This window comes from Microbacterium sp. Soil_C_42 (genome assembly GCF_057656735.1).
Genome location: NZ_JBDGJU010000010.1, coordinates 1 through 11,000, shown reverse-complemented (window position 1 = coordinate 11,000; position 11,000 = coordinate 1). Strand labels below are relative to the sequence as shown.

The following is an 11,000-nucleotide window of genomic DNA, read 5'->3' as shown; positions in this document are numbered from 1 at the left end:
GCCCGAGCAACGAGCAACGAGCAACGAGCGAGGAGCAGCGAGGACGAGCGACGAACGACGAGCAGCGAGGACGAGCGACGAACGACGAGCCCCCAGGACGAGGAAGCGCGACCAAGAATAATCGGAATGCACGCAGGCACTTTCTGTGGAAGTAGTTTCGAGTTAAGCAGTTGAGGTCTACTCTGGTGGCATGCGGGGTGGCCTCGAGCGGTGGAAGCGGGGTGTCGAATCGCAGGGGGTTCGGCAGGCGATGTCGTACGCCCTGAAGGGATCCTGCGACTCCCACCTGCGATCGGCTGGGGTGGAGGCGCTCGCCGGTTACAGCGCCGATGGCTCGGCTGGTGTGACGCGGTTCACGGTCGCGGCCGGCGTGATCCGGACGGACCTGCTGGACGAGATGGCGCTGCGACGGTGGGTGGATGGCTGCGACCCGGTGACGGGGGAGCGACGGGGCCGCGATCTCCGTTCCGCCGACGCCGACCTGATTCTGGACGGCACGATCAACGCGCCGAAGTCCTACAGCATCGCCGCGCTCATCCACCCGGAGCTCGCGGCGGCATTCGAAGCGCTGCAGGACCGACTGCGGGACCGCATCATCACCACCTGGCAGGCGGAGCTCAATGCCCGTCGTGGCGCGGGCGGCCGCATCCGCGAAGCCCTGCACCGGGTCGAGGTCGTGGAGTTGCAGCACCGCCGTTCCCGGGCGCTGGACCCGCACATCCATCGGCACCTGTGGCTGAGTGTGAAGGTGCTGGGGCAGGACGGGCAGTGGTCCAACGTGGACTCCCGGGTGGCGATGAAGCTGCACACCGTCATCAACGCGGAGGGAGAGCTCGCGGCCCGCACCGACCCGGACTGGCTGCACGCGCTCGCCCGCCACGGCTACACCCTGAACGCCGACGGCGAGATCGCCGAGTTGGCGCACGTGGTGCGGCCGCTGTCACGGCGGTCGACACAGATCGAAGCGAACCGGGCGATGCTGCTCGCCGCGTGGCGGGCCGAGCATCCCGGACAGGATCCAAGCCCGGACCAGCTGCATCAGATCGACCGGCTGGCGTGGGCGAAGGCCCGCCCGAACAAGCCCGACACCATCGACGAGACCGTCTGGGAACACCTCATCACCGACGAACTCACCACCCTCGACTCCACCCTCCTGGAGCCACGAGCCGCGGTGCCGGTGCTGGCGGTCGCGTTGGACGATCTCGACCTCGGTCTGCTCGCGGCGCGTGCCGCCGTGGACGCGGATGCCCGCTCCACCGCCTGCGGGGGACGATTCAGCATGTTCGATCTGCGTGCCGGCGCGACCCGCGCGCTTGCCTCGTCGGGCGTCGTCGGCGCGCGTGAGGAGCTGCAGTCGGTGATCGATGAGGTGCTGTGCCGCGCCGTCGAGCTCACCGTCGACCTGCTCGCGGAGGAGGGAGAACGGCCCGCCCATGTGAAGGGTTACATGGCGAGCGCGACCGCCGCGTTGAAGGTCGAACTCGCCGCCCGACTGGACGCCCTCACGCACCCCGGTGCCCCGGCATCCGAGGACGAGGTACTCGCGAGGGCCGGCGAGGTGCTGCGGGAGGGGGTGGCACTGGAACGTCAGCAGGTGGCGGCGGCTGCGGCGATCGCGGGTACCGATCGGCTGGTGTCCGTCACGGGTCCTGCGGGTGCCGGCAAGACCACCATGCTGCGGGTCGCGAAGAGCGCACTGGCCCGCCGCGGACGGGCGATGGTGGTGGTGGCCCCGACGAAGAAGGCGGCCTCGGTCGCCGGCCGCGAGCTGGGTACAACGGCGTCGAGCCTGCACGCTCTCCTGGCCGATCACGGTTACCGGTGGGGGCGCGACGACGCCGGCGCCGAGGTGTGGACCCGGCTGGCTGCAGGCGACGCCGACCCCGCGACAGGGTACGTGTACGAGGGGCCGCGGCGGTTCCCGCTGACTGCGGGGGATCGGATCGTGGTGGATGAGGCGAGCATGGTCGACCTTCACACCGCGAACGCATTGACCACCGTGGCGGCCGATACCGGTGCGGGGATCGCGATGGTGGGCGATCCCCTGCAGGCCCGGCCTGTCGGACACTCCGGCGCGATGGCGGCGCTCACCCGCCGCGCGACTGCGGTCGTCGAGCTCACCGCGGTGCACCGGTTCCGCGACCCGGACTACGCCGCGGTAACACTGCGGATGCGGGAACCCGCGTCCAAGGAAGCCGCGCTCGCTGTCGCCGCCGAGCTGGATGTGCGCGGCCTGATCCATCGGGTGTCCGACCATGTTCAGGCGCGCGACGTGATGGTCGAGGCGTACTTTCGGTGGACGCGCAACCAGCACCGTGTCGCCGTGGTCACCGGCACCAACGAAGAAGCCGACGCGATCAACGAGGCCATCCAGCAGCGCCGCCTCGATGCCGGCGCGCTCACGCTGCAGCGGATCGCGGTCGGGCAGGGAGAGCAGCGACTGCTGGAGGGGGACGTGGTACAGACCCGCCGCAACGACCGCGCTGCCGACGTCGACAACCGGGCCGTCTGGACCATCCGCCACATCACCCCCGCCGGCCTGGAGTTGGTCAGCGCCTCCGACAGCGGCGATACCCGGACAGTCGCCCTCGACTATGCGGCCCGACACGTTCACCTGGCCTACGCGTCGACGGTGCACGGCATCCAGGGGGAGACCACCGACGCCGCTGTCGTCGGCCCTGGCGTGGACGCGTCCGGGCTCTACGTCGGGATGACCCGCGGCCGCGTCCACAATGAGGCGATCGCGATCGCCGGGACTGGCGCGGCGGCACGGGACCGGATCGCGGACAGCATGCTCCGCGGCCTCCCCGAGGTGAGCATCGACGACTCGCTCCGCGCCGCCCGCACTGAACTGGGCCGCGCCGCCCGCCCACCCGTGCCCGTCCCGTGGACCGACCACGCCCGACGACCCCTTGGCCACGTTCTCGACATCGACCGGGTACACGCCGAGTACCAGCGGCGAGAAGCGACGACCCGCAGTGAGATCGACGCGGCCACCGACTGGCTGCACGCCACGTGGCGCACGCTCCTCGACCTCGACGCACGGATCGCCGGCGACACGGCAACCGGACACGCCCGCCCGAACGGTGTGGACGGCGAGATCCACGCCATGCGGGAACGGCTCGCCGACGAGTACCAATCCCGCGCCCGCGACCACGCCGACCTCGTCCGAACGCATCGCGAGCACGCGCACCAGCTCGACTTCGCCGAGACCGAACGCCGCGTCCGGGCCATGCTGGACTCCGCGCAACACCGCGCCGAGGACGTCGCGCGCCACGCGCATGCAGCATCGCCCGCCTTGTCGACCCTTCCGACGGCGCCGTATCTGCGCCGCTGACAGCGGGGCTCGACCGCGCCGTCCTCAAGCGACGGCGCTCACCGCATTCGCCCACACCCAGCAGCGCAACTCCTTGTCGCCGACCGTGAACTGGATCCCGCAGGCCAGGTCGTTCCAGACCACCACCACGGCGTCGACGCGCATCGCGTGCGGCCCGAACCGCACCCACGCCTTCCACGCCTTCGGTTGCGGGTCCCGCGTCACCGGAAGGGTGTCTTCGCGGCGCTCCTCCGCCGTCAGCGACTGCAGCGGGTTCTCCTCGGCGATGCGCTGCAGGATGCGGTTGTCCATCTGCCGGTCGTAATACTCGGCGTACCGTTTGTTGGTCCCCATGTCCCCGGACATCCCCTCATCCGGCCGCATCTCGACTCTAGCAAGTATCGAATCTATGTTCTATTATCATGTGTCATGGTCGAGGTGACGGTAGAACACGAAGTGACTCTATGGATGGTCGACGACATCCCGGTGCGGATGTTCTACGCCGGCCGGCGATGGCGCGTCACCGACATCCCGACCCGGTTGCGGGACTCGATCTGGGCGACACCCGGCGAGCCCTCTCGTGGGTTGTATGGGTGGCGGTTCCAGGCGACGGATGAGGCCGGTGAGACGGTGGTGTTCGACGTCTACCGGGCCGAGACCGACTGGCACGTGCACCACTGCTACATCTAGCCCGCACCTCCAGCGTGCGGAAGCCGGGTCAGGCGGAGGGGATGCTGCCGATCACGACGATCCGGCACGAGTGGCAGGCGAAGCCGTGGCCGGCGTCGCGCAGCACGGCCGAGCACTCGGGACAGCGCGGCTGTTGCGCCTCGTCGAGGGGGTCGCTCATGGCGCCGACACTACGCCGGAGCGGCAGAGGCTGTCCGGATCCCGTGGAAATGTGACGACGCCCAGCCGGGACTGGGTGTTGCGTCGGGTGGGCAGAGTGGCGGGGCGAGAGTACAGTGACTCTCGCCCCGCTTGTCTGTTGGTTCAGGTCAGCGTGACAGTTCGGCGCCGGCGTACGAGGCCGGTGTCGCTATCGGCCCCGAAGCGTGTGCTGCGGGGCCGTTAGCTTTTGGGGAACGGTCGACGTTGACGTCGGCGAACTTCAGCGACGCGCCGACGTTGTCCGCGACGATGTCGCGGGTCTCCCGGGACTGTCCGGTCTCCTTGTCGACGTACGTGCCGAACCGGAGGTCACCGGCGACGATCACGCTGTCGCCTTTGCGGAGCGAGTCGGCGACGTGCCGGGCCTGCTGGTTGAACACGACGACCCGGTGGAACACGGTGCCGACGTCCTCCCACCTATTGGTGGTCTCGTTGAGACGCCGGTCGTTGATGGCGACGGTGAACCGGGCGTACTCGTTGCCTGATTCGGCGTTGCCGTGTTCCGGGTCACTGGTGAGGTTGCCCTCGATGGTGACGGGGATCCTGGTGGTCATCCTTCTTCCTTCCTGTCAGAGACACCGGGGTGTCTCGGTGGGCGTGGGCCTGGGTGGTCCACGCGTTCCATTCCTGCTCATCGGTGATCCCGTCCCATGAGCGGGGTTTGAGGGGGTCGTGTCCGCGGGCGCAGCCGCCGGAGTATGCCTTCGCGATGCGGGGGAGGGCGAGGCTGAGTCGTTCGTGCCAGCCGATGGGGCCGAAGCCGGCGTCGGTGGTGTCGAACGCGACGGTGTGCGCGGTGTGCAGCGCGGAGAGTTCTTCGACGAGCTGCCCGTGCTTGTACCAGCAGGCCGGGACCACGGATTCGGAGATGCGGTAGCGGACGGTGAACCATTCCACCCAGTCCCGGAGCGCCGTCCAGGCGGCGGGGGCCTCGTGGTCGGGGAGGGTGCGCCAGTTGATGATGTGCGCGCCGAGCGGCTCCGATGACCCGTACCTCTGGTTGGGGTCGTGGCCGGCGATGTCGTTGCCGAGCGCGTCGTCGTAGTCCGGGGGAGGGGGCAGGTCGCTCATGCGGCGTCCCCGTGGTCGGGCTGCAGCTTCTGCCGCAGCCGGGCGAGCGCGAGGTGGGAGGCGGTGCGGCGGGTGCGGTTGCGGGAGAGGACGGCGTCGCGGTCGATGAGCCGGTGCAGCAGGTCGTGGCAGTACGGGTGCATCGGAACCAGGTCCTCGTGCCGCTCGAGCGCGCGGAACTCGCCGTCGTTCATCTTGACGCCGCGGTAGTCGAGGTGGTGCAGCTCCAACTGGGACCGGGTCGCGACCCTGCCGCAGCCCGCACAGGTGAGCGGCTGGCCCGTGGTCGAGTGTTGGGTGAACCAGCGGTCGCGGCGCGCGAACCAGGCCTTCGAGCGGAGGAACTCGTTGCGGTACAGGTTGAACAGTGCCGGGCGGCGACGGTTGCTCATTCCTCCCTCACCCCCTCCAGCGGTTCGGAAGTCCCGGACTCCGGGGGTTCGGACGTCCCAGTGTTCGGAGCTGCGGAAGGCCGGGAGCTCGGGACACGAGCGTTCGTGTCGAACACGGCCCGCTGCTCCTGCTCGGTCTCCCGCTTGGTGGTCTGGATGGTGTGCGCGTCACGGCGTTCGTCCCAGCCAGCCAGGTCCAGCAGCACACTGCGGCGGTTTCTGTACGCGAGCAGGCCGACGCTGGGTGGCAGCCGGCGGATCTCGTCGACCGACATCAGCGGTCGGCGTTCGTGGTGCTCGCTGGTGGAGTGCCCGGCCTCGCGGGTGGACCAGGAGCGCTGTTCGCGGCGGGTGTCGCGGGTTCCGAGCAGCGATTCGATGTCGCGCAGGTGGTCGACATGGCTGGCGCCACCGAGGAGGACCTTTGCGGTGGCGGCGGCCCAGATGGTGTCGGCTTCGGCGCGGGACCAGGACGTCTCTGCCTGGGAGAGGGCCTGCAGCACGATGAAGGTGCAGATCCCTCGGCCGCCACCGTCGGCCATGATCCGCGGCAGGTTCCCCCACCGGAACATGTTCGCGATCTCATCCAGAATCAGGCCCAGCGGGTGAGGGAGGCGGGAACCAGCCGAGGCGAGCGCGGTGGTTCGGGCGACCTCGACGATGTCGTCCAGGACGGCGCCCAGCCACCCGCCCATCGCCGACGCACCGGATGAGGACCCGATCAGGTAGAGGGTGTTCGCGGTGTCGAGGAACTCGCGCGGGTCGAACACCGCATCGCCCGGGCGGGGCATGAGCGCGTCGCGGATCTGCGGAACCGCGAGCGGCGCGACAGCGCCTTGCACGCCGAACCAGATGGAGGAGACGAGCTTCTCGTCCGCGGAGATGGTGGCGTCCAGACTGTCACCCCATCCGGCGGTGCCGTCCGTCTTCAGGATGTCGACCGCCGCACGGGTCTGCGCGGGGCTCGTGCCCCAGTCGTACAACTCGGCGATCGTCTTGCCGCCGACGGCCGCGGCGTGCAGCAGCCGCCCGAGGACGACCCCGGACGCTTGCGCCCATTCCTCGTTGGTGCGGGAAGCGCCCAAGGCGGTGCCGGTGATGATCGCGGCGCCGCGTTGCATCGCGATGAGGGGGTCTTCGCCGCCGGCGATCGGGGAGATACGGAGGGGGTGGCGGATGCCGGAGAGGCCTTGCGGGTCGAACACGTGGACCTGGCCGCGGGTCTGCCGCATCCGCATCGTCGCGGTCAGGTTGTCGTTCGTGGTCGACGTGGTGATCAGCGGACCGGACCAGTCCAGGATCGCCGAGATCAGCACCCGGTACCCCTTACCCGACCGAGGCGGTCCTTCGAGGGCGACGGAGTCCTCGATGGACACGTACACGTCCTGCCCTCGCGACCTCCCGACGCGCCATCCGACATCGGTGGCGGTGGGTTTCGGGATGTCGGGGCGGAGTTGGTGGGCGCGGCGGAGCACGGCCTTGGCGGAGAGGTGGTCGCGAACCTCAGAAGCTGTAGCGAAGCCGGGGCGGGTGCGCAGGTCGGTGATGAACGCCCGGTCCGACTCCCGATACCGCCGCACCGCCACCCACACCCACCACACCAGCCCCGCCACCAACGCGACCGCGACCCCATCGGCGACGCGGATCAGGGCGACGGGCATCTCGCAGCCCGCCGGTGTTGTGTAGGCGATGGTGTCGCCGGTGAGAGCAAGGACGAGTCCGGCGAACAGGTACGCGGGGACCGGGCGGACGCCGCAGGCCACGGCGGTGAGCGCTTCGGTGAAGAACCCGAACGCGAGGGCGAGCAGCACCCCAGCGGCGATGATCACCGCGACTGCTTTCCCGAGGATGCCCTGGTTCATGGGTCTGCCGGTTCAGAGGGCCTCGGCGGCGGAGGCGGCGACAGCCAGCCAGGCGTCCCGGGTGCGGGCCCGCAGATTGTCGAACCGCAGCGGCCCAGCCTTCAGCGCAGGATCGAACGGGATGATGTGCACGGCGCGGACATGCTCGGCAAACCCATCCGCGATCCGGCGGGCCTCAGCACTGCCGGAGGGTTCGGCCTGGGTAACGATGACCACCGCCCGGTCAGCGAGGGCGGCGGAACGTTCGTCGCGGCCACGGAGCGCGTCGAGCAGCAGCGCGGCGGACTCAGCGGACTCGGCGTTGGCGAGGGTGGGCAGGACGAGCTGGTAGGAGGAGTCGATCATCCGCAGCCATCGTTCGGCGGATTCGTCGTTGCCGGAATCGAAGATCACCAGCCGGTAGAACCGGGCCGCGACCTGCATCAGCAGGTCAAAATCCGCCGCCCCGATGCGCTGGTCGGTGGCGAGCAATTCCGGGTTGGAACGGAGCACGTCGTACCGGTCGGCGGGCTGGTGATGCACGAACCGGGCGATCTCCGACACCCCCGCCTCCGCAGCCAGCAGGTACCGGGCGACCGGGAGCAGGTCGCGGAGGGTGGTGTCGTACAGGCCTTGCTCGGTGCGCCAGCCGAGGGTGCCGCGGGTGTCGTTGTTGTCCCACGCCAGCACCGTCCCGCCACCCTCGCGGGCGTAGACGGCGGCGAGCATCGCCGTGGTCATCGTCTTGCCGACCCCGCCCTTGCCGTTGACGACAGCGAGGGTGCGGCATCCCGCCCACTGCCTCGACACCAGCGCCCGCTCCTCGCCCCGTCGCACCTCGGCGGCGGAGGGGCGGACGGTGATGCCGAGGCCGACGAGGATCCCGCGCCACCCGGTGACCGGGGGTGTGGTGTCGGTGGTGGGGGTGAGGAAGGTGGGGCGGGGGGACTCCGCAGCCGGCGCGGAACCTGCGAGGAGTGCGTCCGGCTGCGAAGCCTGTTCCCTCACCTCCTCTCCACGTGCTGTCGCGACTGTGTCGTCGAAGTCCTGGTACGGACCCAGATTCAGATCATGCTCATCTGCCCCGTCCTCGTCGCCGATCGCGGCTCCTGCCTTGGTGGGGATGAGGGTGAGGTCGCCGGCGGGGTCGACGAGCAGGTGGTGTCTGCCGCGGTCGCCGGAGGTCACGAGCTCCACCGGGGTGCCGGCGCGGCGGGCCTCGTCGCTGGCGCGGCGGATCACCGCGTGCCGGATGTCCTCATCGGCCGTAGCCGTGACGGATTCGGTGTGTCCGTCGGTGGTGATGAACGTCGCGTTCGGGCCGGTGACGGTCGCGTAGGTGCGGGGGTGGATGACGGTGGTCATGATCACAGCTCCTCGGTCAGGTCGCGGGTCTCGGCGGTCAGCCAGCCGTCCACGGTGCTGTCGGCGGGGTTGGCGGGTTGGGGCCAGTAGTCGTCGAGCGCGCCGGCGTCGATGACCCGGACGGTGGCGTCGTCCTGGTCGGCGGGGTTCACCGCGTCATCGGTGGCGAACAGTTCGTACTCCCACGGCGTGGAGGTGGCGAAGCAGTCCACCAGGTAGGAGTACTGGCCGACGTAGGCGAGGAACTCGCCCTTGCGCAGCTGCCTCGCCATCTCCACATGCGGGGCGGGCAGGCTGAGCCGGGTGCGAAGGGCGGTCTGTTCTTGGTGGTTGACGCGGAAGATGAACTTGTTCTCGATGTCCCCGACGATCGAGTACGCGAGGGAGCGTTCCAGGGAGCCGTCTTCGCCGACGGCGTCGAGGTCGCCCATCTTGTGCAGGATGACGATGTTGCTGATCCCGTAGTGCCGGGACAGTTTCAGCCACTGCTGGAACATCTGCAGCGACGCTAGCGAGGTCATGTCCCGCCACCCCTCCTCCCGCACCACATACCGGGTCCGCCGCGCCGCCCGATCCGAGATCACCGCCTGAATCCACGCCGTCGAACACACCTGGGTCAGCTGCGCGGCCAGGTCCCCGCGGGCGAACAGCTCGCTGGTGTCGGTGACGACGATGGGCGCGTCCTGGTCGAACTCGACCGTCGATTCGTCTTCGAAGAGCCCAGAGAGGTCGCCTTCCACGAATCGGCGGAGCACGAACCGTGGCTGGATCGCCCCCTCCGCGGCGCGGAAGGCGGCCTGGGTGTCGCCGGCGAGGTGGCCGAGCTCGTCGTAGACGCCGTGGAGGGTGGGGCGGTCGCCGGTGCGGGTGATGCACCGCTCGAGGGCGTCGAGGATGGCGGCGTGCTCGACCGCGGTAAGCCGGTTCCCCAGGGTCATCTCGATGAGCGCGATGAGGGTACCGATGCGGCGCTGCTTCACCATCTGCTCGTGCTGCTCATCCGACGCCCCCGTACGCCGCGGGCCACGGTCCAGCGGGTTGAGGCGGGTGCCGGTGCCGCCGCCGAGCCGGATAACCCGCCCGCCCGGGATCGCCTCCGCGACAGTCACCCATTCGCCTTTTGGGTCGGAGGGGACGACGACTTGGTGTCCGAACGCGATTGACCGAGTCACGAGGGTCTTCACGGTCGCGGACTTCCCGCCCCGGTACGCGCCGAGGACCAGAATGTTCGTGGAGAAGGTGCCGCGCTCCGTGGAGTCGACGTATGCCTCCCACGGGGAGAAATGCCAGAGCGCGTCGGCGTTCAGATCCACCCCGAGGATGGGACCGCGGTGGCCGAGGCCACTGTCCGCGACGAACGGGTAGATCCCGGCGATGTGCTGCGAGGTCGCCTGATGCGCCGGGATCCAGGCCTTCGCCAGATTCCAGTACCCGCCCTGCGTGATCCCCGGCCCGAACGGGCCCGGCACCGCCGGCTCCGGCAGCGACCGGTCCCGTCGCGACGACCCGGCCGGCGTCGCTTCTGTGCGGGCTTGGGTGATCTGCTTCTGCAGGTCACGCTTCTCGCGGCGGGTGAGGCCGGTGGGGGTGAAGGTGGCGGCGTGGCGGGTCATCACTTCATCCCCAGCCCGACCGGGATCGCGTTCACCATCAGCGCTTCGGCCTGCTGGCAGTACAGGATCTGCGCCTCCATGCCCGCCCGCGACAGCGCGTTGCGCATCCCGGCGATGGCCTGGTCGAGGCGTTCCTCGTCGGGGGCGGTGACGGTGAGGTAGGCGCCGTACTGGAACTCGCCGTGCCCGTTCGCGATCTCCTGCTCCTGCTGCTCCAGCGCCTTCCAGTCCGCTGCATCCGCCGCCGACCCGTCCGCGCCCCGCTTCGCCCGCAGCTTCTCGTTGCCACGCCACACCTTCTTCTCATCCCGGATCCGCTTCAACGCCTTACTGACGGGGACGGGGGTGAGGACGATGGAGAAGATGTGGGTGATCGCTTCCCCGGTGTGGGGGTGGCGGGCGAACACCACCGGCGCGAGGAATCCGACGGGGGAGTCGGAGCGGGGCCATTCGTGCACCCACATCGTGGTGTGCACCGCGGAGTCGGTGACCACGATCCCGTTGCGGCCCT

General features: G+C 69.6%; 11 protein-coding genes. 2 read left to right on the top strand and 9 right to left on the bottom strand.

All coding sequences use genetic code 11. The annotated features are described in order from the left end of the window. Positions 1 to 190: 190 nt before the first annotated feature. A complete protein-coding gene (locus tag AC3A46_RS08390) occupies positions 191 to 3,337 on the top strand; it encodes an AAA family ATPase (protein ID WP_487664744.1) in 3,147 nt (1,048 codons plus the stop codon). A gap of 24 nt (positions 3,338 to 3,361) precedes the next feature. Here the strand turns inward: AC3A46_RS08390 and AC3A46_RS08385 are convergent, their stop codons facing one another. Continuing rightward, positions 3,362 to 3,670, bottom strand: coding sequence for a hypothetical protein (locus AC3A46_RS08385; RefSeq protein WP_487664743.1), 309 nt, complete (start codon positions 3,668 to 3,670; stop codon positions 3,362 to 3,364). A gap of 114 nt (positions 3,671 to 3,784) precedes the next feature. On the opposite strand from AC3A46_RS08385, the gene AC3A46_RS08380 reads away from it, so the two are divergent. Next, the gene (locus AC3A46_RS08380; protein ID WP_487664742.1) at positions 3,785 to 4,006 is read left to right on the top strand and encodes a hypothetical protein; all 222 of its coding nucleotides are present in this window, start codon (positions 3,785 to 3,787) and stop codon (positions 4,004 to 4,006) included. 28 nt (positions 4,007 to 4,034) lie between these two features. Here AC3A46_RS08380 and AC3A46_RS08375 read toward each other — a convergent pair whose 3' ends face one another. The 8 genes from AC3A46_RS08375 to AC3A46_RS08340 form a co-directional block, all read right to left on the bottom strand. Further along, a complete protein-coding gene (locus AC3A46_RS08375) occupies positions 4,035 to 4,166 on the bottom strand; it encodes a hypothetical protein (RefSeq protein ID WP_487664741.1) in 132 nt (43 codons plus the stop codon). A 148-nt stretch (positions 4,167 to 4,314) separates the two neighbouring features. Next, complete coding sequence (locus AC3A46_RS08370) at positions 4,315 to 4,761, bottom strand: single-stranded DNA-binding protein (protein WP_487664740.1); 447 nt, start codon at positions 4,759 to 4,761, stop codon at positions 4,315 to 4,317. Continuing rightward, positions 4,715 to 5,278: a hypothetical protein gene (locus tag AC3A46_RS08365; RefSeq protein ID WP_487664739.1), complete on the bottom strand. Its 564-nt coding sequence runs from the start codon at positions 5,276 to 5,278 to the stop codon at positions 4,715 to 4,717. Before AC3A46_RS08365 ends, AC3A46_RS08370 begins: the two co-directional genes overlap by 47 nt. After that, positions 5,275 to 5,670 carry a hypothetical protein gene (locus AC3A46_RS08360; RefSeq protein WP_487664738.1) on the bottom strand — a complete coding sequence of 132 codons (396 nt, stop codon included), beginning with the start codon at positions 5,668 to 5,670 and terminating at the stop codon, positions 5,275 to 5,277. The genes AC3A46_RS08365 and AC3A46_RS08360 overlap by 4 nt, the downstream gene beginning before the upstream one ends. Further along, a complete protein-coding gene (locus AC3A46_RS08355) occupies positions 5,667 to 7,499 on the bottom strand; it encodes a type IV secretory system conjugative DNA transfer family protein (protein ID WP_487664737.1) in 1,833 nt (610 codons plus the stop codon). Before AC3A46_RS08355 ends, AC3A46_RS08360 begins: the two co-directional genes overlap by 4 nt. Before the next feature lie 45 nt (positions 7,500 to 7,544). Beyond that, positions 7,545 to 8,876, bottom strand: a complete 1,332-nt coding sequence (locus tag AC3A46_RS08350; protein WP_487664736.1) for a ParA family protein — start codon at positions 8,874 to 8,876, stop codon at positions 7,545 to 7,547. 2 nt (positions 8,877 to 8,878) lie between these two features. Next, a complete protein-coding gene (locus AC3A46_RS08345) occupies positions 8,879 to 10,489 on the bottom strand; it encodes a hypothetical protein (protein ID WP_487664735.1) in 1,611 nt (536 codons plus the stop codon). Beyond that, the coding region (locus AC3A46_RS08340) for an SCO6880 family protein (protein WP_487664734.1) at positions 10,489 to 11,000 on the bottom strand (512 nt) is incomplete at its 5' end. The genes AC3A46_RS08345 and AC3A46_RS08340, both read right to left, overlap by 1 nt.

Coding starts and splice junctions, on each gene's coding strand:
- AC3A46_RS08390 (WP_487664744.1), top strand. CDS start 191: ATGCGGGGTGGCCTCGAGCGGTGGAAGCGGGGTGTCGAATCGCAGGGG.
- AC3A46_RS08385 (WP_487664743.1), bottom strand. CDS start 3,670: ATGGGGACCAACAAACGGTACGCCGAGTATTACGACCGGCAGATGGAC.
- AC3A46_RS08380 (WP_487664742.1), top strand. CDS start 3,785: ATGGTCGACGACATCCCGGTGCGGATGTTCTACGCCGGCCGGCGATGG.
- AC3A46_RS08375 (WP_487664741.1), bottom strand. CDS start 4,166: ATGAGCGACCCCCTCGACGAGGCGCAACAGCCGCGCTGTCCCGAGTGC.
- AC3A46_RS08370 (WP_487664740.1), bottom strand. CDS start 4,761: ATGACCACCAGGATCCCCGTCACCATCGAGGGCAACCTCACCAGTGAC.
- AC3A46_RS08365 (WP_487664739.1), bottom strand. CDS start 5,278: ATGAGCGACCTGCCCCCTCCCCCGGACTACGACGACGCGCTCGGCAAC.
- AC3A46_RS08360 (WP_487664738.1), bottom strand. CDS start 5,670: ATGAGCAACCGTCGCCGCCCGGCACTGTTCAACCTGTACCGCAACGAG.
- AC3A46_RS08350 (WP_487664736.1), bottom strand. CDS start 8,876: ATGACCACCGTCATCCACCCCCGCACCTACGCGACCGTCACCGGCCCG.
- AC3A46_RS08345 (WP_487664735.1), bottom strand. CDS start 10,489: ATGACCCGCCACGCCGCCACCTTCACCCCCACCGGCCTCACCCGCCGC.